The organism is Brevundimonas lenta (assembly GCF_014196335.1).
GTDB classification, from domain to species: Bacteria; Pseudomonadota; Alphaproteobacteria; order Caulobacterales; family Caulobacteraceae; genus Brevundimonas; species Brevundimonas lenta.
In genome coordinates this window covers 1,392,273-1,413,821 of record NZ_JACIDM010000001.1, presented here as the reverse complement: position 1 = coordinate 1,413,821, position 21,549 = coordinate 1,392,273, and the positions used below count along the sequence as shown (strand labels likewise).

The following is a 21,549-nucleotide window of genomic DNA, read 5'->3' as shown; positions in this document are numbered from 1 at the left end:
CTCAGGCCGCAACCGGACGGGTCGAGGCCGACTTCGCCTTGGCGAGCGCGGCGCCCGCGGCCTGGACCGCGCCGCGAAGGCGGTCGGCGTGGCTGGTCTCGCAAGCCTCGATGGCGGCCCAGCGACGGCGCACGCTGGCGCGCAGACGCTCGCCCCTGCCCTCGCCCGCCAGGTCCAGCGCCCGGACCGCGGCCTGGCTGACCGCCGCGCCGAGACCCGGCTTGAGCACCATGGCCTCGCGGACGATGTGCGCCCCGTTGCAGAAGTACTTCTTGTAGTGTTCGCCCTCGAATCCGTAGTCGAAGGTGCGGTAGCCCCGCTCCGCCGCCAGACGCATGGTGTCCATGCTCAGCAGGATGCCGGGCGAGCAGCGGGCCAGCGACGGCTCATAGGCCGGAAACCAGAAATGGTACTGGTCATCGGCGTGCAGCGAATATTCGATCGCCGTCAGCCGGTCGCCCGCCCACAGCCCGGCCATCGAGGCGCCGAAGCCGTCGATATCGGTCTGCAGCAAGGCGTGCAGCAGTTCGGCCGTCCAGCCGCAGGCGAAGATGTCGTGCCGCGAGGTGCGCCGGTACTGGTCGCGCTTCAGATCGATCAGCCAGTCCAGCAGCGCCGGGTCGCGCAGGCCGCGCTCGACCCGCAGGGTGCCGAGCTCGGTCTCCATGCTACGGCGGGCGCGTTCCTTGTCCTTGAAGAATTTGCCGTGGGTGGTGCGGCGTTCCGCGTACCAGGCGTCATAGCCGGTTTCGCCCAGCTCGACCTGCACCGTGCGGCGATCCTCGCCCATGCCCGTGTCCCCGACCCAGGCGGTGACGTTCAGGCGCGAGCCGCCCAGCAGAGCCGAAGCCTCGGCCAGGGTCGGACCCTCGCCGGGACGGGCGATGATCCCGTGATAGTCGTTCATCGGCGCGCCCAGCGGCTGGACCGCCGAGCCGCGCCGCTGATGCGGGAAGAAGCCGGCCACCTCGCCGCCGTGCGAGAAGACGGCGACCGCGGCGCGCGGGCTGATGCGTCCGGCGACCTGGGTGAACTCGGGCCGGAAATACGGGCTGGTCAGCGCCGGGTTAGCCGCGCGGAAGGCGCGCCAGGCGGCCCATTCGGCCTCGCCCATCGCATCGACGTGCAGGATGTCGACCTTGAATCCGGTCATGCCTTTTCCTTCGCCCCCGCCCGGACGGGCGTTCGCAGGCGGGCTTCATGCCACAGGCCCCGTTTCAGGCCGGTGAGCGTTCATGGTGAACGAAGCGTCTCCACGGAGCCCCACCCGGCCGCGAGGCGTTGCCTTGCGACCCGCAATTCGATTTTCTGGAGTTCCCTCGATGTCCGACCCCCGCCCCGAGTCCCGCGAAACCGAGAACGAGAACCAGCGCACGCCCGCCCGCGAAGGCGAGCCGCCGCGCCCCGCTACCGAGCCGAAGGGTTCAGAGGGCTCGTCCAACCCAGGCGACACCGCCACAGACCCCGCCACCGGAAAGCCCAATCCTTGAAGTCAGCCGTCCTCCCCGCCGCCCTCGCCCTTTCGCTTCTCGCCACCGTCGTTCAGGCGCAGACCGCGCCGGCGGCCTGCCCGGTCAGTCCTGAGCACGTCGTCGCCAACGCCGGCCTGTCGAAGAGCCGGGCCGCCGTCGCCGGTGGAAAGCTGACCATCCTCGCCATGGGCTCGTCCTCGATCGAGGGCGTCGGCGCGAGCCGCCGGGAGTTGAGCTTCGTGCCCCTGCTGGAAGCCGGGCTGGAACGCCGCCTTCCGGGCGTCGAGGTGACGGTGATCAACCGCGGCATCGGCGGCGAGACGGCGAAGGAGACCGCCGACCGGCTGAGCGGCGAGATCGCCGCCAACAGCCCGGACCTGGTGATCTGGCAGCTGGGCACCAACGACGTGCTGCGCGACCGGCCGATGGCTGACGTCTTCGCCGACTTCCGCCGCGGCGAGGCGATCCTCGACGCCGCCGGGGTCGAGGTGCTGTTGATCGATCCGCAGCGTGTGCCGGAGGGAACCAGCAATCCGTCGTTCCGCGGCCGCAACCCGGCGCTGGGCGAAATGGCCCGGCTCATCGATCTCGAGGGCGGCCGCAAGAACTACGCCGTCCTGCGCCGCTTCGACGCCATGGAGGCCTGGTCGGGCCTGGACCGGGGCGGCGTCGGACCCGACGACCTGCATCTGAACGACCAGGGCTACGCCTGCTGGGCCGAGGTCACCGCCGAAGGTCTGGCCGCCGCCCTGCGCTGACGACGATCGGGAACAAGCGCGGCTGCGAGGGATTGGGCTTGTCCCTGCAAGCTCGTGGAATCGCATGTCCTTTCGTTTGATCGCCGCCTCGTCGTGTCTGTTCGCCCTCGCCGCCTGCGGCGGCCCTGAACCCCAGGCCGAGCCCGGCCCGTCCACCGCCTCCCCGGCGCCGGTGCTGACCGCGCGGCAGATCGAGACGGCCCTCCCGGCCGCGGTCATCACGCCTGCCCCCGCTGGTTCGGCCGTACCCGACGCCGGTCTGGTGCGCCTACAGGTGCTGCTGGATCGCACGCCCTTCTCGCCCGGCGTGGTCGACGGCCTGCCCGGGGAGAACACGCGCCAGGCTGTGGCCGCCTTCCGCAAGGCCAACGGCTTGACCGGCGACGCCATGGACGCCGCCCTGGTTCAGCGCCTCGCCGCGGCGGATGCGGGCCCGGTCATGGCCAGCCACACCCTGACCGCCGCCGACCTCGCCGGCCCCTTCAGCCCGCCGCCGGGCCCGGACCTGGCCGCCCAGGCCGCCGGCGGCGCTGACTACTCCAGCCCGCGCGAGCGCCTCGCTGAGCGCTTCCACATCACCGAAGACCTGCTGCAGGGCCTGAACCCCGGCGTCGACTTCCGCACGCCCGGCCAGCGCATCGTCGTGCCGGCCGTCAGAGATCGCCCGCTGGGCGAGGTGGCGCGCGTGGTGATCGACAAGACCGAGCGCTCGGCCCGGGCCTTCGACGCCTCGGGCCGCCTGCTGGCCTTCTACCCCGCCACGATCGGCTCGACCGAACGGCCGGCGCCGTCGGGCACCCTGAAGGTGAAGGGCGTGGCGAAGGAGCCGGACTACACCTACGACCCGGCGAAGCTCAGCTACGACCGCGGCGATCGCAAGGTCGTGGTGCCGGCGGGACCGAACAATCCGGTCGGCTCGGTGTGGATCGAGCTGTCGCGCGACGGCTACGGCATCCACGGCTCGCCCGATCCGTCGAAGATCGCCAAGACCGCCTCGAACGGCTGCGTCCGCCTGACCAACTGGGACGCGGAGCAACTGGCCGCGGCGGTCAAGCCCGGGGTCGAGGTGCGCTTCATCTAGGCGAAGGCGTCAGCCGGGACCTTCACAGCCCGAAAGGAAGGTCCCGGTCATCGCGGCGGACGGCGCGGGCGCGATGCGGGACTGGAGACCCAGACCGTGCTTCAGTCCCGTCCAGAAATGAGGGACCACCGTGACCTTGATGGTCTCGCCGGAAAGCATCTGAACGAGTTCCGGCTTTCGCAGCCGAAGATCTGTCGCGGGCCAGGTCTCATAGCCGCTGGTCCGACGAACGATCGGCCCGGCGGCCCGCTCGCCGCCGCCCGTGACGATCATGCTTCGCCAGTCAGCCGGATCCCCGCCCCCGACGTCGGTTCCGATCGGCAGGCCCCGCGCCTCGACATACAGACGGCCTCCCTCGCAATGAAACGTGACCACCTCCCGGCCTCCGAGTTCCGGAGGAACCGACGGGTCCGGTCTGATCAAGGTGAGCCATTGGGGCCGGGCGCGCCATGCGAGTTCCCTCTCCACCTCGACCGCTTCGGGGCGGCAACCGGAGAGCAGCACCAGCAGGGCGAGGGACGCGAAGCGATCCATAATCAGCTTCAATAGCAAAACGGCCCCGGAGTTTCCTCCGGGGCCGCTCTGTCAGTTCAGTCTCTGGGACCGACCGATATTACTCGGTGATCTTGGAGACGACGCCGGCGCCGACGGTGCGGCCGCCTTCACGGATGGCGAAGCGCAGCTTCTCTTCCATGGCGATCGGGGTGATCAGCTCGACGTTCAGCTCGGCGTTGTCGCCGGGCATGATCATCTCGACACCTTCCTTGAGGTGCACGATGCCGGTCACGTCCGTGGTGCGGAAGTAGAACTGCGGGCGGTAGTTGGTGAAGAACGGCGTGTGACGGCCGCCCTCTTCCTTGGTCAGGATGTAGGCTTCGGCGACGAACTTGGTGTGCGGGGTGATCGAACCCGGCTTGCACAGCACCTGGCCGCGCTCGACGTCTTCACGCTTGGTGCCGCGCAGCAGCACGCCGACGTTGTCGCCCGCTTGACCTTGATCGAGCAGCTTGCGGAACATTTCCACGCCCGTGCAGGTCGTCTTCTGGACCGGACGGATGCCGACGATCTCGACTTCCTCACCGACCTTGACGATGCCGCGCTCGACGCGACCCGTGACCACGGTGCCGCGGCCCGAGATCGAGAACACGTCTTCGACCGGCATCAGGAACGGCAGGTCGACCGGACGTTCCGGCTGCGGGATGTAGGCGTCGACGGTTTCCATCAGCGCCAGGACCTGGTTTTCGCCGATTTCCGGGTTCACGCCGTCGGTCGCGGCCTTGGCCGAACCCATGGTGATCGGAATGTCGTCGCCCGGGAACTGGTACGACGAGAGCAGCTCGCGCACTTCCATCTCGACCAGCTCGAGCAGTTCCTTGTCGTCGACCAGGTCGACCTTGTTCATGAACACCACCAGCGCCGGCACGCCGACCTGACGGGCCAGCAGGATGTGCTCGCGGGTCTGCGGCATCGGACCGTCAGCGGCCGACACGACCAGGATCGCGCCGTCCATCTGGGCGGCGCCCGTGATCATGTTCTTCACGTAGTCGGCGTGGCCCGGGCAATCGACGTGCGCGTAGTGACGGTTGGCCGTCTCGTATTCCACGTGCGCCGTGTTGATCGTGATGCCGCGCGCCTTCTCTTCCGGCGCCGCGTCGATGTCGGCGTAGTTCATCGCCTTGGCGCCGCCGGCCTTGGCCAGCGTCATCGTGATCGCCGCCGTCAGCGTCGTCTTGCCGTGGTCAACGTGACCGATCGTGCCGATGTTGCAGTGCGGCTTCGTGCGTTCGAACTTTTCCTTGGCCATGGCCAAAACTCCTGTGGCCCGGAAAGGGGCGGTTGGATCAGCTTAGAATTCTGGAGCGGGTAGACGGGATCGAACCGACATCCTCAGCTTGGAAGGCTGCTGCACTACCATTGTGCTATACCCGCGCGGAGAATGCGTCGGGTCTCCCCTTCGCACCCGGTCCTCAGCGAGGTCCGATCCGTTCCGGTCTTCATCAGCGCGTGGTGGGGGAAGCAGGACTCGAACCTGCGAAGCTTACGCAGCGGATTTACAGTCCGCCCCCTTTGCCGCTCGGGACATTCCCCCTCGCGCGATGTGAAGACCGATCCGGAACGATCGAAAGCGGTCAAAAGACCGTTCTCGAACAAAAGCCTTCGAAGTCCGGCAAGCCCTGGTTTAGAGGAAGCGCCTGACCCGGAATGCCCTTGGGCCCCAAATCGGAGGGCGTCTTATAGTGTCGTCGAAAACAGAACGCAACGACCGGAAAACCGGTAAAAAGACAAGCTTCGGCGGGCGCTCCGGCGCACCCCGCGAGCGAGGCTGGACGCCAAATCCGCCGCCGAAGGGCGGGAGTGATTCTGCGCCGCGGGGCCGCGCCCCGAAGGTGGACGCCGACAACTGGCTGTGGGGCCGCCACCCGGTTGTGGCCGCGCTGGCGAATCCCGCCCGCAAGGGCATGGGCCGGCTGCTGGTCACCGAGGACCGCGCCGCCGAGATCGACCGCGACCGACTCGCCCCCAACGGCCACCGGGCCGAGATCATCGACGGCCAGGCGCTGGCGAAGATGCTGCCCGCGGGCGCGGTGCACCAGGGCATGGCCTTCAAGGTGCAGCCGCTGGAAGGCGTGGCGATCGAGGACGTGGCCGAGCCCGCCGAGGGCGTCATCGTCATGCTGGACCAGCTGACCGATCCGCAGAACGTCGGGGCCATCTTCCGCTCGGCCCTGGCCTTCGGCGCGAAAGCGATCGTGGTGCAGGACCGGCACTCCCCCGCCCTCGCCGGCGCGCTGGCCAAGGCGGCGGCCGGGGCGACCGAGCGTCTCCCGTGCGTGCGCGCGACGAATCTGTCCCGGGCGCTGGAAAAGCTGTCGGACCTGGGGTGGCAGGCGGTGGGGCTGGACGGCTCGGCCGAGCTGACGCTGGAGCAGGCGCTGGATTCACGGCCCACCGTGCTGGTGATGGGATCCGAAGGCGACGGCATTCGCCGGCTGGTGGCCGAGCACTGCGACGTGCTGGCGAAAATCCCGATGCCGGGCGGGTTTGAAAGCCTGAACGTGTCCAACGCCGCGGCGGTCGCTCTTTATGAAGCCGCGCGCGCGCAAGGCCGGGCCGGTACCCACAGCTGAGAACGGGTCGCGCTTGCCGAACCGGCCTTTGCTGCAATAGACGCCGATCATGGAATTTCTGAGCGATCCCCAACTGGCCTCCCAGCTCTCCGCGCTGGGCAAGGTCGTCATGATGGACCTGGTGCTGGCCGGCGATAACGCTGTCGCCGTCGGCCTGGCCGCCGCCGCCCTGCCGCAGGAGCAGCGCAAGAAGGCGATCATGATCGGCCTGGTCGCGGCCGTCGTCATGCGCATCGGCTTCGCGCTGATCACGGTGCAGCTGCTGGCCATCGTCGGCCTGCTGCTGGCCGGCGGCCTGCTGCTGCTCTGGGTGTGCTGGAAGATGTGGCGCGAGCTGCAGGAGCAGAAGACCCACAATCAGGAAGAGGCCGAGCGCGAGCTGGAGCTGGCGCTGAGCATCGAGCACGGCAAGGGTCCGTCGCCGGAAGAACTGGGCCTGAAGCGCAAGACCTTCGGCGCGGCGCTCGTCCAGATCATGATCGCCGACATCACCATGTCGCTGGACAACGTGCTGGCCGTGGCCGGCGCGGCGCACGAACACCCGTGGATCATGGTGTTCGGCCTCGTGCTGTCGATCGCCCTGATGGGCGTGGCCGCGACCTACATCGCCAAGCTGCTGCACAAGTACCGCTGGATCGGTTACGTCGGCCTGATCGTCGTCCTGTACGTCGCCCTGCACATGATCTGGGACGGCTATCGTTCGACCGTGGTCCGCACCCAGAACGTGGCCCAGCACAACGCCGCCCTGCCCGCCATGCTGGCGATCGACCAGGCCGAGCTGGACAAGTTCTGCAAGGCCGAGCGGGAAGCGACGCGTCAGGCCTGTCTGACCCAGCCCCTGACGCGATCGGACTCGCCGCCGGCGGCGGTTCCCGTGACCCAGCCCGCCGCCTGACGGACCGTTAGACCATGCCTCCGATGAAGACCGTTGCACGACAGCTGTCGTTCGTGACCACCGTGGCCGCCGCGCTGTCGATCAGCGCCTGCGAGCAGCGTCCCCAGACGCGCATTTGCACCGACGGCGCCGGCGTGCGCGTGCCGGAACAGAACTGCCGCCGCTCCGGTGGGGGCGGCTTCTGGTACTATGGCGGCGCGGCCCTGGCAGGCGCGGCCTATGGCCAACGGGTGTCGGGCGGTTCGCACAAGGCGCCGCGCGGCGGTTTCGGCGCCTCGGCGCGCGGATCAGGCGGCGGCTGACCCCATGGATCGCCTGCCTCTGACGCCGCGCCACGACTGGCGCGAGCGGGTCGAGGCCCTGGGCCTCGTCTGGCACACCGCGGAGGGCGTTCCCTACTGGAACGAGGCCGCCTGCTACCGTTTCGACCGGCGTCAGATCCGGCAGATCGAACTAGCGACCGAAGAGCTGTACGCCCTGTGCCTGAAGGCCGGGCAGCACATCATCGACCACGACCTGTTCCACCGCTTCGGCATCCCGGACTTCGCCGTCCCGATGATCCGCAAGGCGTGGGACGACGAGCCGCCGGCGCTGAACTACGGCCGCCTCGACCTGGGCTACGACGGCGTCTCGCCGCCGAAGATGTTCGAGTTCAACTGCGACACCCCGACGTCCCTGCTCGAGGCGGCGGTGATTCAGTGGGACTGGCTGGAAGAGGTCTTTCCGGGACGCGACCAGTTCAACGGCATCCATGACGCGCTGATCGCGCGCTGGCGCGAGATCGCGCCGCGGCTGCAGTCGCCGCTGGCCCATTTCACCCACTCGTCGCAGGGCGCGGCCGAGGACGCGGTCACCGTGGCCTATATGCGGGATGTGGCGCGCGAGGGCGGGGTCGGAAGCGTGCAGACGCCGATCGAGGAGATCGCCTGGGACGGCCGACGGTTCATCGACGACGCGGGCCGACCGATCGAAGTCCTGTACCACCTCTATCCGTGGGAATGGCTGCTGGCCGAGGACTTCGGACGGCTGATCGCGACCGCGCCTACGCAGTGGATCGAGCCGGTCTGGAAGATGATCTGGTCGAACAAGGCGCTGCTGCCGATCCTGTGGGATCTGTTCCCGCATCATCCGAACCTGCTGGAGGCCTCGTTCGAGCCGTTGACCGGCGACCATGTCCGCAAACCGGTGCTGGCCCGCGAAGGCGCCAACATCTCGGTGGTGAAGGGCGGCCGGGTCGTCGAGGCGACCGGCGGCGACTACGGCGACGAAGGCTACGTCTGGCAGCGGCTGTACGATCTACCCGATTTCGACGGACACCGGCCGGTGATCGGCAGCTGGATCGTCGACGGCGAGGCGGTCGGCATGGGCATCCGCGAGGCCGGTCTGATCACCGGCAATACGGCGCGCTTCACGCCGCATATGATCAAGGCGTAGGCGCGGGCGCCTTGACGATGTCGGAGATGTCGTTGGTGCTGAAGGGCTCCGGCATCTGCTGCTGCCGGCAGAAGCGCGCAGAGTAGGCCGAGCCATCGTCTCCACGGATGGTGAAGGCCATGTCGCTGCTAACCTCGTAGACGGTGGACGAGTCCGTGGTCCCCTCGCCTCCCCTGTCGTCGGAGCAGCGGTCGTTCAGGCGGTAGCGGGTCGGGCTGAGGCGCTCGATCGACACGGTTTCGCAGTTGAGCCCGAAGCCATCGCCCTTGAACAGCATCACGGTGGCGCGGGAGGCTTCATCGCAGCCGGTGTCGGAGGCTACGTAATATCCACGACGCAGGGGGATCGACTGGACCTGCTCCACGGCCTGCCAGGCGGGCAGCAACCCCAGAAGCGGAGCCCCCAGACAGGCCGTCACGACCGCGAGCGAGCGCATCACGCCCTCCAGATCAGAGGGACTACGGAATACCGCCGTATGGGCGCAGCGTCGAGGCGGCCGGACGACCTAGTCCGTTTGAGGCGAACAGCTAATGAGCGATCGCCATGACCAGCACGCGCTCGTTCTGGGCGTAGCTTCTGGCCATATTGTTGGCGAGTTGCTGGTTGGCGCCGCGACGGGCCTCGTTCACGCATTGCAGCCTGTCGAACTGCTGAACCAGGGGCTGACGGTTCACCTGGCAAACATGGAAGCTCGCCCGATGAATCCGGGCGTCCATGGCGTCCCGGCCCGCAACGGTGGCCAGATCGAGGTCGCCGTATTGAATGCGCACGGAGTCACGAAGCACCTCGACCGGCGCGATGCGGGTGGTCTGGTCAGGATAGGTCTGGGATTGGGCGCTGCTGGCGGCCAGCGCGAGCGTCGATACTGCGACGACGGCCAGGGCCCTGGAAATGCCGGTCATGGGGAGGTCTCCGGAAACTCGATGACGCAGGATGACGCCGCGTCCAGAGTCCGGTTTACGGCCGATGCCGGAAAGGTCGGACAGCCGATCTTAAGCCGATGGATCGCGGTCCGGACCACCTCGTCGCCTCCAACATTGAGCCGATTTAATGCGACCCGGCCGGGCGCGAGGCGTACATTAAGAACTGCAACAATCAGGTATTTTCAGCTGACTGGTCGCGATAGCCGGAAGCCCGGCGCGCCGCGCTCCTGCACGACCGGTTTTGCGCCTTCAGACGAAGTCAGGCAGCCGCTTTCCGGCTGACGTAACGCCGATGACCGCCTACGGATCGGGCTCCGATCAAACAGCGCGAGGTCTGGCACACGAACCGGATCTCCTTGTGGGCGACATGACCTTGCGGCCATCGCTGTGCGAGGCGGAGGCCCATGGCGACGCACAGCATATCGAGCCGCGTGTGGCCCTGGTTCTGGTCGCGCTGGCGAAGGCCGAGGGCTCGGTTCTGTCGCGGGACGATCTGATCGCCCGCTGCTGGGACGGGGTGATCGTCGGCGACGACGCGATCAACCGGATTATCGGCAAGATCCGCCGCCTGGCGGAAGGCTTCGAGGCCGGCTTTGCCATCGAGACCGTGCCCCGGGTCGGATACCGACTGGTCAGGACGAAGGCCATGTCGCCGGCGCCTGTCCGGGTGACGGAAGCGAAGTCCTGGGCGCCGGCGGACGGCGCGTACTGGCGCGCCGAGGCCGCCGAGGAGAGCGTGGATCCGCTGGTGGCTGTTCTGGCCTTCGACGGAACCGGCGATCCCGCCGCCGCATCCCTGGCCGAAGGGGTGTCGGACTGCATCCTGTCGATGCTGGCGCGGGACAGCGGCACGGCGGTGGTCGGGCGCCCCGACAGCTTCCGGTTCCGCGGAACGAGCAAGAGCCACGCGGCCCGGTCGCTTGGCGCCAGCCACGTAGTCGACGGCGCCGTCAGCGTGTGCGGCGACGACGTCAGGGTCACCGCCTTCCTGATCGACGGGAACGCCGGCGTCACCCTGTGGTCAGAGCAGTTCCGGGGCTCGGCTGCGGATCCGTTCACCCTGCAGGCGCGCAGCGCGCTGCGGGTGACAGAGGCCTTGCGCCGGAACCACGGCTACGCCTGAGCGCCGCCGAAGCGCTCTGACCATTCCACGACCTGGCCATCCTCGATTTTGGTGAAGAGCACGCCGCCCGCAGCGACCGCCCGGCCGCGCGGCAGGACGTCCAGCAACGGCTCGTCGGCGGTCGGCCAGCTGAGGTCGGTCGAGCCGACCGAGGCGGCGATGCGGGCGGCCGCGAACGGCATGACCGGCGCGGCCAGACGGGCGAACAGGGCCACCAGGTTCAGGCCGGTGCGCACGCCGACGGCCGAGCGCGGCACATCGGTCTTGTATGCGGTCCAGGGGGCGGCCTCCTGCAGATACTCGTTGCCCAGCACCCAGACGGCGCGCAGGGCCTGGGCGGCCTTGCGGAACTCCATGGCCTCGAACTGGGCCGTGGCGTCGGCGATGCCGGCGCGGATGTCGGCCTCCAGCTTCGCTTCCAGCGGGCCCGGCTCGCCCTCGTCGGGAACGACGCCCTCGAATTTCGACTCCGCGAACTTGACGATGCGGTTGACGAAATTGCCCAGCACGTCGGCCAGGTCCTTGTTCGTCGTCGACTGGAACTGCTCCCAGGTGAAGGCTGCGTCCGAATGTTCGGGGCCATAGGCGGTCAGGTGCCAACGCCAGTAGTCGGCGGGCAGCAGCTCCAGCGCCTGGTCCATGAAGACGCCGCGCTTCTGGCTGGTCGAGAATTTGCCGCCGTACCAGTTGAGCCAGTTGAAGGCCTTGAGCGTGTCGACGGTCTTCCACGGCTCGCCCGAGCCGAGGATGGTCGCCGGGAAGCTGACGGTGTGGAAGGCGACGTTGTCCTTGCCCATGAACTGGACGTAGCGGACGTCGTCGGCGCCTTCGTCGGTGCGCCACCAGTCGCGCCAGGTGCGGCCGGTCGCGTCGGCCCATTCCTCGGTCGCCCCGATGTATTCAATGGGGGCGTCGAACCAGACGTAGAAGACCTTGCCTTCCATACCGGGGCGCGGCCCGCCGTCCTCGGCCACCACCGGAACGCCCCACTTCAGGTCGCGGGTGATGCCGCGATCGATCAGACCTTCGTCGAGATGTTTGTAGGCGATGGACCGGGCCAGGGTCTGCCAGTCGGCCTTGGTCCCGATCCAGTCGCGGATCGGCTGCTCCAGCTTCGTCTGCAGCAAATAGAGGTGACGGGTGTCCCGGACTTCCAGGTTCTTCGAACCGGACACCGAGGAATACGGATCGATCAGGTCGGTCGGGTCAAGCAGACGGCCGCAGTTGTCGCACTGATCACCGCGCGCGCCGACGTGGCCGCAGTGCGGGCAGGTGCCCTCGACGTAGCGGTCGGGCAGGAAGCGGGCGTCGTCGATCGAATAGATCATCCGGTCGACGCGTTCCTCGATGAGGCCGTTCTTTTCCAGCACCTCGGCGAAATGCTGCGTCAGGCGGTGGTTCGGCTTGTTCGAGGAGCGGCCGAACCAGTCGTAGGACAGGCCGAACTTCTCGCCGGCGCTCTTCTGGATGTCGTGCTGCTCGTCGCAATACGTCTTCACGTCCTGACCGGCGGCGGCGGCGGCCAGCTCGGCCGGGGTGCCATGCTCGTCGGTGGCGCAGATGTAGAGGACCTCATGGCCCTGGGCGCGCTTGAAGCGGGCGTATACGTCGGCCGGCAGCATCGAGCCCGCCAGGTTCCCCAGGTGCTTGATGCCGTTGATGTAGGGCAGCGCCGAGGTGATGAGGATGCGGGACATGGAGGCCTAAGGGTCGAGGGGCGAGGGTCGAGGGGAGGTCGACTGGCAGCGAGACAGGTTAGTGGCGAGTGCGGCGGGATTTCGCAACACCCACGGCCCACCCTCGCCCCTCGACCCTCGCCCCTCGACCCTCCATCTCCCCCGGCATAGGCTTCGGCCATGGCCATCATCCCCACCGTCAAATGCAGCGACATGGCCCGGTCGGTGGCCTTCTACACCGGCGTGCTGGACTTCGAGGCCCGAGGGATCTGGCCGTCGGAGGGCGATCCGGCGTTCGCCGAGCTGACGCGCGGCGGGGACCTGCTGTTCCTGTCGAGCCATTCGGGCGACGGGGTGGTCGGGCAGGCGGTCGTGGTCGTCGTGGAGGACGTAGACGCCCTGTTCGCGAGCTTCCGGTCGCGCGGGCTGGATCCGTCGCACAAGCCGGACTCGCCCGTGCATCAGGGGCCGGTGGATCAGACGTGGGGCACGCGGGAGTTCTACGCCGACGACCCGGACGGCAATACGCTGAGGTTCGTTCAGGCCTGAGGCCGCGGAAATTCGAAGACGTCGCGTTCCTTCCCGTCGGGGAAGACCTCCCGCGCGAACTTCGTCCCGCCGAGGGCGCCGATCAGGCTCCGGGCCGGTTCGTTGGCGTCGTCGCAGTGGGTCTCGATCCGGTCCCAGCCGAGGGTGTCGTAGCCCCAGGCGATGGCGGCGCAGGACGCCTCGGCGGCGAAGCCCCGGCGGCGCTGTTCCGGCAGAACCCACCAGGTGAGCTCGGACCGGGGCCAGCCCAGCGGCCAGTACAAGCCGCATCCGCCGACCGGTGCGCCGTCGTCCAGGCGTTCGACGAACCACAGGCCGTAGCCGCGCAGCACCCAGTGGCCGACATCGCGCGCCAGCCGGCTCCATGCCTGGTTGGGCGTCAGCGGCCCGCCGTAGAAGGCCGAGGCCTCGGTGTCGCCGTAGAACCGGATGTAAGTCTCGAGATCGGTCTCGCGCGGGGCCCGGAGCCGCAGCCGTTCGGTCACGAGCTCCGGGATCGCAGTCACGCCGGCAGCCGCCGCGCCACGCGCACGAACCGCCCGGTCAGCAGGGCCGCCGAGACCAGGCTGGCGACGATCACCGCCCAGACCAGGCCGTTCACGCCGATGCGGTGGGCCAGCCACCAGCCCAGCGGCATCATGATCGCCGTGTAGCTGACGAAATGCATGATCGTCGGCCACCAGACGTCGCCCGCCGCGCGGTTGGCCTGGGCGGCGACCACCTGCATGGCGTCGGCGACGAAGAACAGGGTCGCCAGCACGATCGCCGGAATGGCGACCGCCAGCAGCGCCGGGTCGCGGTTGTAGGCGGACGCGAGCCACGGCGCCGTCGGCCAGACGACGAAGGCTATGACCGTGGCCAGAACCGTCACCACGCCGATGCCGACAAGGCCTGCGCGCATCACGCCCCTCCCGTCCGCCGCACCATAGGATTTGCCGACCAGCACCGCCGTCGCCGACGACAGGCCCATGGGCACCATGAAGACGATGGCCGAGATGTTGAGCACGATGGTCCAGGCCGAAGTTTCGACCGCGCCCAGCTGACCGGCGATGAAGGTCATGGCGGCGAAAGCGCCGACCTCGATGAAGTAGGAGCTGCCGGCGCCGTAGCCGACCTTGCGCTGCTCGCGCTCGGCGGGGATGTCGCGCTTGGGCCGGTCGAACACGCCCAGCGCCCGCGCCTCGGGCAGGCGCAGGATGTACCAGATCAGGAAGACGGCCAGCGCCAGCCGCGCGCCGAAGGTCGCCCAGGCCGAGGCCGCCGCGCCGGACCAACCAATGCCGAGCAAGTCGGGCACCAGCACCAGGTTCAGCGCCAGATTGACGCCGTTGGCGATCCACATGGCCCACATGCCCGGCTTGGGCTTGTGCAGGGCCTCGAGGAAGAACTGGCCGGCGACGGACACCAGATAGGCGGGCATCGACAGGGCGAAGATGACCAGCGGGCCGCCCGCGCCCTCGCCCAGCCCCTCGGCCAGGTTGGCGTGACGCAGGCCCCACGGGCCCAGCGCGATCAGGGCGATCATGGAGACGACGCCGATCTGCAGGGCGTAGACCACGCCGCGCCGGAACACGGCCCCGACCTCGTGCGTGCGGCCCTCGCCCAGCATGCGCGCGGTCATGACCTGCACGCCCAGCATCAGGCCGACGGCGGTGGTCACCAGGATGGCGGTCGGCGCCCAGGCCAGGGCGTGGAAGGCCAGTTGCTCGCCCGAATAGTTGCCGACCACGATCGCATCGGTCAGGCCCATGGTCATGATGCCGATGCGCGCGAGCACGACCGGCCATGCGAGATGGAGCAGGTCTTTCAGGGTGACGCGGGTCTGGGAGCTGAGGCCGAACATGGGACGGGCGACAGGCCACGGTCGGGCTTGCGGGTCAACCCGGCATTCCTTGGCCTGCCATAAGCTGGGCTACCCCTTCACTTGGGAAGGTTCATCACAACGGGCACGACGAGTCACGACGGGAACGTGCCCGCAGAGGACGCCCGCGGGCCAAAGGCCCGCATTCGGAATGAATGGCGTCGCCCGGCGGACGCCGCAGGACGCCAGCCCCGTCGTGTTCGTCGTGTCTCGTTGTGCCCGTTGTGACGAATCCAGCGCCGCCAGTCCGCCAGGCAGCAGGAGAACTTCCCCGCGCCCTCGAAGCCGCCTAAACCACCCGCATGCCCAAGCTCTCTTCCGCGATCGATCCCCACGGCGCCGCCTTCAAGGCGCTGGACGCTCACAACCGCGCGCTTCGCGACGAGTTGCACGAGAAGGTGGCGAAGGCCGCGCGCGGGGGCTCCGACTCCAGCCGCGAGCGGCACGTGGCCCGCGGCAAGCTGCTGCCCCGCGACCGGGTCGAGCGCCTGCTGGATCCCGGTTCGCCGTTCCTCGAGGTCGGCCAGCTGGCCGCCGGCGGCATGTACAATGACGAGGCGCCGGGCGCCGGCATGATCTGCGGCGTCGGCCGTGTGGCGGGCCGCGAGGTGATGATCGTCGCCAACGATCCGACGGTGAAGGGCGGCGCCTACTTCCCGATGACGGTGAAGAAGCACCTGCGGGCGCAGGAGATCGCGGAGCAGAATAGCCTGCCCTGCGTCTATCTGGTCGATTCCGGCGGCGCGAACCTGCCGCACCAGGCCGAGGTCTTCCCCGACCGCGACCATTTCGGACGGATCTTCTTCAACCAGGCGCGCATGTCGGCCAAGGCGATCCCGCAGATCGCCTGCGTCATGGGCAGCTGCACCGCCGGCGGCGCCTATGTGCCGGCGATGTCGGACGAGACCGTCATCGTCCGCAACCAGGGCACCATCTTCCTGGCCGGCCCGCCGCTGGTGAAGGCCGCGACCGGCGAGGTCATCTCGGCCGAGGAGCTGGGCGGCGCCGAGACCCACGGCCGCAAGTCCGGCGTGGTCGACTATGTCGCCGAGAACGACGAACACGCGCTGGAGATCGTGCGCACCATCGTGGACGGCCTCAATACGGTGAAAAAGGTCGAGCTGGACGTGCGCGAGCCGAAGGCCCCGGCCTATGACGCCGAGGAGCTGTACGGCCTGATCCCCGACGACGTGCGCGCGCCCTATGACGTGCGCGAGGTCATCGCCCGGTTGGTCGACGGCTCGGAGTTCGACGAGTTCAAGGCCCTGTACGGCACCACCCTGGTGTGCGGCTTCGCCCGCATCTGGGGCTATCCGGTCGCCATCCTGGCCAACAACGGCGTGCTGTTCTCGGAGAGCGCGTTGAAGGGCGCCCACTTCATCGAACTGGCCTGCAAGCGGAAGATCCCGCTGCTGTTCCTGCAGAACATCTCCGGCTTCATGGTCGGCGGCCGCTACGAGGCCGAGGGCATCGCCAAGAACGGGGCCAAGCTGGTCACCGCCGTGGCCTCCGCCGAGGTGCCCAAGTTCACGGTGCTGATCGGCGGCAGCTTCGGCGCCGGCAACTACGGCATGTGCGGCCGCGCCTATTCCCCGCGCTTCCTGTTCACCTGGCCGAACAGCCGGATCAGCGTCATGGGCGGCGAACAGGCCGCCGCCGTGCTGGCCACCGTCCACCGCGACGCCGACAGTTGGACGCCGGAACAGGCCGAAGCCTTCAAGGCCCCGGTGCGCCAGAAATACGAGGACGAGGGCAATCCGTACTACGCCACCGCCCGCCTGTGGGACGACGGCGTCATCGACCCGGCCCAGACCCGCGACGTGCTAGGGCTGGCGATCAGCGCCTCGCTGAACGCCCCGGTGCCGGAGACGACGTTCGGCGTGTTCCGGATGTAGGGAATGCAAGACGAAGCCAGACGAGTACTGATTGGGTTCCGACAGTCACTCACGCGCGAAAGCCTGATGGCCGTTCTATCAAGCACGGCTGTTCATCCCACCAATATGGGAGAGGCAATCGATCTGGGGCTTCAACTTGGGCTGCTGCAAGAACGCGAACTTGAAGAGCCAAGGCGTCCTCGCCCAGTTGAGCCAGTCCACGGGGCGCAACTCCGATGGTGGGATGGCCATTGGAACCCCTTGGGAGCGCATCAGCGGGCCCTCCGCGCGCATAGCCGAGAGCTGATCGCCTACGATGAGCATCGTCGCATTTCTAGCTCGTGGACAATGGCCCAAACCGCCAATCTTTGGCGGAACGCAGACGGCGCGATGTTCGAACGACTGGTCGCTCGATACTTCCGCCAGAAAGGTTGGGATGTCACTTCAGTTGGCGGTGCCGGAGATGGCGGAATAGACCTCGTCATGCGGCGTGACGCAGAACATGTCATCGTTCAGTGCAAAGCCCATAGAAGGCCTCTCTCGCCATCAGTTGTTCGGGAGCTTTATGGTGCTCTTCAGCATTCCGGTGCACAGGGTGCGATCTTGGCCACCTTCGATGGCGTGACTCGCGCTGCTCACAACTGGATAGCCGACAAGCCAATTGCGGTTTTGAACCTCAGGCATTTTGTCAAAGCCCCCCACTGAAAGCTCCCCCATGAACGACAAGCCCACCGACGCCGAGCCCGAAGACGCCCTCGACATCACCGACGCCGAGGCGGCCGAGATCAATGCGATCGCCCAGCCGCTGGTGGCCGGTGCGGCGCCGGACGCCAACGACGATCTGGTGCGCATCGAGTCCACCGCCGACGGGGTGGTCTTCGTCACCATCAACCGACCGGAGAAGCGCAACGCCTTCGACGCCGCGACCATCGCGGCGCTGTATGAGGCGTTCGAGACCCTGCACGGCGCGGACCACGTGCGCGTCGTCTTCATTCGCGGCGCCGGCGGGACGTTCAGCGCCGGGGCGGACCTGGCCTGGATGCGGGACGCCGCGGGCTGGTCGGAATCCGACAACCGCAGCGATGCCATGGGCCTGGCGAAGATGCTGAAGGCGCTGCACGACGTGCCGGCGCTGACCGTGGCGCTGGTCGAGGGCGCGGCCATGGGCGGCGGCGCCGGCATCGTGGCGGCCTGCGACATGGCGGTGGCGGTCGAGGGCGCGCGCTTCGCCTTCTCCGAGGTCAAGCTGGGCCTGATCCCGGCGACCATCGCCCCCTATGTGATCGAGGCTATCGGCCCGCGCCGCGCGCGTCAGCTGTTCCTGACCGCCAACATCTTCGACGCCGACTACGCCGCGCACGCCGGTCTGATCGACATGGTCCTGCCCGAGGGCTCGATGGACGAGTTCATCTCCATGCTGACCGACAGCCTGTCGGCCAATGCGCCGGGCGCCATGGGCGACGCCAAGCGGCTGGTGCACGACGTGGCCCACCACAAGGTGGACGGCGGCCTGATGGAGGAGACCGCCCGACGGATCGCACGGGCGCGCGTTTCATCCGAAGGTCAGGAAGGCGTGCGCGCTTTCCTTGAAAAGCGTAAGCCGGGCTGGGCCTGACAGGAATCAATCGGAGGGGGCGACATGGCGGAACTGGAAACGGCGGCGCTGGCCTCGGCCGGCGGCTGGCTGAAATGGAAACGTCAGCACGCGGACATTCCGCCGGGCACCCCCTGCGCCAACTGCCAGACGGTCTTGCAGGGCCCGCACTGCCATGAGTGCGGCCAGCTGGCCGAGGACTTCCACAAGTCGATCTGGAAGCTGACGGTCGAGGCGGTTGAGAGCCTGCTGCACCTCGACGGGCGGCTGTTCACGACCCTGCCCAACCTGCTGCGCCGCCCCGGCCAGCTGACCCGCGACTATCTGGACGGCAAGCGCGCCGCCCAGGTGCAGCCGTTCCGCATGTTCCTGGTCATCCTGCTGATCGCCTTCTTCGTCGGCCACGCCGCGATGAAGGCCGACGCCGACCGCCGGCATGACGCCGAGGCCGCGCGCGGCGGCGCCACCATGAAATACAACGGCCGCACCATCACACCCGGCACGGCGGCGATGGACGAGTTCCGTACGCAGGTCATGAACGACCCCACCCTGACCGAGGCCGAGAAGAAGACGCAGATCGCGGCCGCCGAGGGCGACTGGGTCACCTTCGGCCGCAGCCTCGGCACGGACGTGGCCGAGAAGGCCCGCGACAACGCCGCCGACGCCCCGAAGATGGAGGGCGACGACGCCGAGAAGCTGCGCAGCGTGCAGCACTGGTTCGACGCCCGCATCGCGGCCGTGCGCGACGACCCGGCCCGCTTCTCCCTGATCCTCGAGATCTGGGCCCACCGCGTGGCCATCCTAGCCCTGCCCGTCTCGGCGCTGATGCTGACGCTGCTGTTCGCCTTCAACCGCCGCTATTTCGTGTTCGACCACGTGATTTTCTCGATGCACTCGCTGTCGTTCCAGCTGCTGCTGCTGATCGCCATCATGGGGCTGTCGATCGTGACGGGGCCGGTGGCCTGGTGGCTGCTGTGGCTGGCGCCGGCGCATCTGTATCTGCACATGAAGGGCGCCTATCAGCGCAGCGTTTTCGGAACCCTGGCGCGGATGTTCGTGCTCTTCGTGCTGACGACCTGCACCTTCTCGCTGCTCGCCCTGCTGTGGCTGTACCTGGGCTTCAACGAGATGGCCGGTCACTGAGTGGCCCCGGGCCGCGCGAGCCGCTAGAGAGACGCCATGTTCAAGTCCGTACTGGTCGCCAATCGCGGCGAGATCGCCTGCCGTGTCTTCCGCACCGCCAAGCGGATGGGCATCCGCACCATCGCCGTCTACTCGGAGGCTGACGCCGACGCCCTGCACGTGCGCGAGGCGGACGAGGCCGTGCTGATCGGGCCGGCGGCCGCGCGCGAGTCCTATCTGGTCGCCGAGAAGGTGCTGGCGGCGGCGAAGGCCACGGGAGCCGAGGCCATCCACCCGGGCTACGGCTTCCTGTCCGAGAACGCCGACTTCGCGGAAGCGGTCGCGGCGGCCGGCATCGTCTGGATCGGGCCGAAGCCGGCGTCGATCCGGGCTATGGGCCTGAAGGACGCGGCCAAGAAGCTGATGATCGAGGCCGGCGTGCCGGTCACCCCGGGCTACCAGGGCGAGGACCAGTCCGACGCCACCCTGACCGCCGAGGCGAGCCGCATCGGCTTCCCGGTGCTGATCAAGGCCGTGGCCGGCGGCGGCGGCAAGGGCATGAAGAAGGTCGACAGGGCCGAGGACTTCGCCGACGGCCTGGCCAGCGCGCGGCGCGAGGGCAAGGCCTCGTTCGGCGACGACCGCGTGCTGATCGAGAGCTACATCACCCGCCCGCGCCACATCGAGGTGCAGGTCTTCGGCGACAGCCACGGGAACGTGGTGCACCTGTATGAGCGCGACTGCTCGCTGCAGCGCCGCCACCAGAAGGTCATCGAGGAAGCCCCCGCCCCCGGCATGGACGCGGCCACCCGCAAGGCCGTCACCGACGCCGCCGTGCGCGCCGCGAAGGCCGTGAACTATCAGGGCGCCGGCACCATCGAGTTCATCGCGGACGCCTCGAACGGCCTGAAGGCCGACCGCATCTGGTTCATGGAGATGAACACCCGCCTGCAGGTCGAGCACCCGGTCACCGAGGAGGTCACCGGCGTCGATCTGGTCGAATGGCAGTTCCGCGTCGCCGCTGGCGAGCCGATCCCGCTGAAGCAGGAAGAGATCCACCTGAACGGCTGGGCCATGGAGGCCCGCCTCTACGCTGAGGACCCCGCCAACGGCTTCCTCCCCTCGATTGGGAAGCTGGAGCATTTCGTCCTGCCCGACGACGTCCGCGTCGACACCGGCGTCATGGCCGGCGGCGAGGTCAGCCAGTTCTACGACCCAATGATCGCCAAGCTGATCGTCCACGCCGAGACCCGCGAGGACGCGGCGGCCGAGCTGAGCATCGCCTGCTCCGAGGTCGAGGTCTGGCCGGTGAAGACAAACGCCGGCTTCCTGGTGCGTTGCCTCGACCATCCGAGGTTCGTCGAGGGCGACGTGGATACGGGATTCATCGCCGCCGAGGAGGCCGCGCTGGCTGCGCTCCCGTTGTCGGAAGACGCACTCGAAGACGCCGCTCGTTACCTACGCTTCCAGTGCAGCAACCACTGGGAGGGTGACCCCCATAGTCCTTGGCACGGATACGACGGCACTCTTGGGTTCCGGGCAAACGGCCCGTCGACAGGCCTTCAAGACGTCGTGGTCGACGGCGTTCGGCGACGGGTTCGGATTAGCCCCGACAAATATGCGGTGTCTGGGTACCTGCCGCTTTCGACGAATTCAGGCGTGAGCTTCGAGGACGGACAGGCCTTCGAAATACGGACGTTCGCAAAGGCGGGGGCGGGCGCCGGCGCCGCCTCCGACGGCTCTCTCCGTGCACCCATGCCGGGCAAGATCGTCGCCACGCCCGCCATGGCCGGCGACGCGGTGCCGAAGGGCGCACCGATCGTGGTGCTGGAAGCGATGAAGATGGAGCACGCCCTGGTCGCCCCGTTCGACGGCGTGGTCGAGACCGTCGGGGTCGCCGTCGGCGAACAGGTCGGCGAAGGCACGGTGCTGGCGGTGGTGAGAGCCGCGGAATAACTCCTTCCCCCATTTCGGGGGAAGGTGGCAGGCGGAGCCTGACGGATGGGGGCTCTTCCCGCGCCTTCCTGACCTCAAGCAGCCGCGCCCTCAACAGCCCCCA

At 68.3% G+C, this 21,549-nt stretch carries 22 protein-coding genes and 2 tRNA genes; 14 read left to right on the top strand and 10 right to left on the bottom strand.

Annotation, left to right across the window (positions count from 1 at the left end):
- Nucleotide 1 precedes the first annotated feature (1 nt).
- Entirely contained in the window at nucleotides 2–1,153 is a 1,152-nt protein-coding gene (locus tag GGR12_RS07030; RefSeq protein WP_183203616.1) for a GNAT family N-acetyltransferase, read from the bottom strand.
- Between the two features lie 169 nt (nucleotides 1,154–1,322).
- Between GGR12_RS07030 and GGR12_RS07025 the strand changes: the two genes are divergently transcribed.
- From GGR12_RS07025 to GGR12_RS07015, 3 genes are all read left to right on the top strand, one after another.
- Nucleotides 1,323–1,490, top strand: coding sequence for a hypothetical protein (locus GGR12_RS07025; protein WP_183203615.1), 168 nt, complete (start codon nucleotides 1,323–1,325; stop codon nucleotides 1,488–1,490).
- The gene (locus tag GGR12_RS07020; RefSeq protein ID WP_183203614.1) at nucleotides 1,487–2,230 is read left to right on the top strand and encodes an SGNH/GDSL hydrolase family protein; all 744 of its coding nucleotides are present in this window, start codon (nucleotides 1,487–1,489) and stop codon (nucleotides 2,228–2,230) included. The genes GGR12_RS07025 and GGR12_RS07020 overlap by 4 nt, the downstream gene beginning before the upstream one ends.
- A gap of 64 nt (nucleotides 2,231–2,294) precedes the next feature.
- Nucleotides 2,295–3,311: a L,D-transpeptidase family protein gene (locus GGR12_RS07015; protein WP_183203613.1), complete on the top strand. Its 1,017-nt coding sequence runs from the start codon at nucleotides 2,295–2,297 to the stop codon at nucleotides 3,309–3,311.
- Between the two features lie 9 nt (nucleotides 3,312–3,320).
- On the opposite strand, the gene GGR12_RS07010 is transcribed toward GGR12_RS07015, so the two are convergent.
- The 4 genes from GGR12_RS07010 to GGR12_RS06995 form a co-directional block, all read right to left on the bottom strand.
- Complete coding sequence (locus GGR12_RS07010; RefSeq protein WP_183203612.1) at nucleotides 3,321–3,845, bottom strand: hypothetical protein; 525 nt, start codon at nucleotides 3,843–3,845, stop codon at nucleotides 3,321–3,323.
- Between the two features lie 79 nt (nucleotides 3,846–3,924).
- Nucleotides 3,925–5,115 (bottom strand): elongation factor Tu, encoded by a 1,191-nt coding sequence (gene tuf / locus GGR12_RS07005; RefSeq protein ID WP_183203611.1) that lies wholly within the window; start codon nucleotides 5,113–5,115, stop codon nucleotides 3,925–3,927.
- Nucleotides 5,116–5,166: 51 nt separating this feature from the next.
- Nucleotides 5,167–5,240, bottom strand: a tRNA-Gly gene (locus tag GGR12_RS07000).
- Between the two features lie 76 nt (nucleotides 5,241–5,316).
- Nucleotides 5,317–5,400 (bottom strand) — tRNA-Tyr (locus tag GGR12_RS06995).
- Nucleotides 5,401–5,548: 148 nt separating this feature from the next.
- On the opposite strand from GGR12_RS06995, the gene rlmB reads away from it, so the two are divergent.
- From rlmB to GGR12_RS06975, 4 genes are read left to right on the top strand one after another with little or no spacing between them, the layout of a single operon-like run.
- On the top strand, nucleotides 5,549–6,439 hold the full coding sequence (rlmB, locus tag GGR12_RS06990) for a 23S rRNA (guanosine(2251)-2'-O)-methyltransferase RlmB (RefSeq protein ID WP_183203610.1): 891 nt from the start codon (nucleotides 5,549–5,551) through the stop codon (nucleotides 6,437–6,439).
- A 49-nt stretch (nucleotides 6,440–6,488) separates the two neighbouring features.
- Nucleotides 6,489–7,334 carry a TerC family protein gene (locus tag GGR12_RS06985; protein ID WP_183203609.1) on the top strand — a complete coding sequence of 282 codons (846 nt, stop codon included), beginning with the start codon at nucleotides 6,489–6,491 and terminating at the stop codon, nucleotides 7,332–7,334.
- A gap of 14 nt (nucleotides 7,335–7,348) precedes the next feature.
- On the top strand, nucleotides 7,349–7,636 hold the full coding sequence (locus GGR12_RS06980) for a hypothetical protein (protein WP_183203608.1): 288 nt from the start codon (nucleotides 7,349–7,351) through the stop codon (nucleotides 7,634–7,636).
- 4 nt (nucleotides 7,637–7,640) lie between these two features.
- Nucleotides 7,641–8,768: a glutathionylspermidine synthase family protein gene (locus GGR12_RS06975; protein WP_183203607.1), complete on the top strand. Its 1,128-nt coding sequence runs from the start codon at nucleotides 7,641–7,643 to the stop codon at nucleotides 8,766–8,768.
- Here the strand turns inward: GGR12_RS06975 and GGR12_RS06970 are convergent.
- Together GGR12_RS06970 and GGR12_RS06965 are read right to left on the bottom strand one after the other, a co-directional pair.
- On the bottom strand, nucleotides 8,758–9,204 hold the full coding sequence (locus GGR12_RS06970) for a hypothetical protein (RefSeq protein ID WP_183203606.1): 447 nt from the start codon (nucleotides 9,202–9,204) through the stop codon (nucleotides 8,758–8,760). The two genes, GGR12_RS06975 and GGR12_RS06970, sit on opposite strands and share 11 nt — an antisense overlap.
- Before the next feature lie 91 nt (nucleotides 9,205–9,295).
- Nucleotides 9,296–9,670: a UrcA family protein gene (locus tag GGR12_RS06965; protein ID WP_183203605.1), complete on the bottom strand. Its 375-nt coding sequence runs from the start codon at nucleotides 9,668–9,670 to the stop codon at nucleotides 9,296–9,298.
- Between the two features lie 388 nt (nucleotides 9,671–10,058).
- Here GGR12_RS06965 and GGR12_RS06960 point away from each other — a divergent pair, with 388 nt between their 5' ends.
- Nucleotides 10,059–10,814 (top strand): winged helix-turn-helix domain-containing protein, encoded by a 756-nt coding sequence (locus GGR12_RS06960; protein ID WP_246328815.1) that lies wholly within the window; start codon nucleotides 10,059–10,061, stop codon nucleotides 10,812–10,814.
- Here the strand turns inward: GGR12_RS06960 and metG are convergent.
- The gene (metG, locus tag GGR12_RS06955; protein WP_183203603.1) at nucleotides 10,805–12,511 is read right to left on the bottom strand and encodes a methionine--tRNA ligase; all 1,707 of its coding nucleotides are present in this window, start codon (nucleotides 12,509–12,511) and stop codon (nucleotides 10,805–10,807) included. The genes GGR12_RS06960 and metG overlap by 10 nt on opposite strands.
- Before the next feature lie 159 nt (nucleotides 12,512–12,670).
- Between metG and GGR12_RS06950 the strand changes: the two genes are divergently transcribed.
- Nucleotides 12,671–13,039: a glyoxalase superfamily protein gene (locus GGR12_RS06950; RefSeq protein ID WP_183203602.1), complete on the top strand. Its 369-nt coding sequence runs from the start codon at nucleotides 12,671–12,673 to the stop codon at nucleotides 13,037–13,039.
- Here the strand turns inward: GGR12_RS06950 and GGR12_RS06945 are convergent.
- Nucleotides 13,030–13,524 (bottom strand): GNAT family N-acetyltransferase, encoded by a 495-nt coding sequence (locus GGR12_RS06945; protein WP_221212214.1) that lies wholly within the window; start codon nucleotides 13,522–13,524, stop codon nucleotides 13,030–13,032. The two genes, GGR12_RS06950 and GGR12_RS06945, sit on opposite strands and share 10 nt — an antisense overlap.
- Before the next feature lie 17 nt (nucleotides 13,525–13,541).
- Complete coding sequence (locus tag GGR12_RS06940) at nucleotides 13,542–14,882, bottom strand: MATE family efflux transporter (RefSeq protein ID WP_183203601.1); 1,341 nt, start codon at nucleotides 14,880–14,882, stop codon at nucleotides 13,542–13,544.
- 320 nt (nucleotides 14,883–15,202) lie between these two features.
- Between GGR12_RS06940 and GGR12_RS06935 the strand changes: the two genes are divergently transcribed.
- The 5 genes from GGR12_RS06935 to GGR12_RS06915 are packed head-to-tail and all read left to right on the top strand — an operon-like array spanning nucleotide 15,203 to nucleotide 21,446.
- Entirely contained in the window at nucleotides 15,203–16,795 is a 1,593-nt protein-coding gene (locus GGR12_RS06935) for a carboxyl transferase domain-containing protein (RefSeq protein WP_183203600.1), read from the top strand.
- Between the two features lie 3 nt (nucleotides 16,796–16,798).
- A complete protein-coding gene (locus GGR12_RS06930) occupies nucleotides 16,799–17,479 on the top strand; it encodes a restriction endonuclease (protein WP_183203599.1) in 681 nt (226 codons plus the stop codon).
- 10 nt (nucleotides 17,480–17,489) lie between these two features.
- On the top strand, nucleotides 17,490–18,389 hold the full coding sequence (locus GGR12_RS06925; RefSeq protein WP_183203598.1) for an enoyl-CoA hydratase-related protein: 900 nt from the start codon (nucleotides 17,490–17,492) through the stop codon (nucleotides 18,387–18,389).
- Between the two features lie 24 nt (nucleotides 18,390–18,413).
- Entirely contained in the window at nucleotides 18,414–19,511 is a 1,098-nt protein-coding gene (locus tag GGR12_RS06920) for a DUF3667 domain-containing protein (protein WP_183203597.1), read from the top strand.
- Between the two features lie 36 nt (nucleotides 19,512–19,547).
- Nucleotides 19,548–21,446 (top strand): acetyl/propionyl/methylcrotonyl-CoA carboxylase subunit alpha, encoded by a 1,899-nt coding sequence (locus GGR12_RS06915; protein ID WP_183203596.1) that lies wholly within the window; start codon nucleotides 19,548–19,550, stop codon nucleotides 21,444–21,446.
- Nucleotides 21,447–21,549 lie beyond the last annotated feature (103 nt).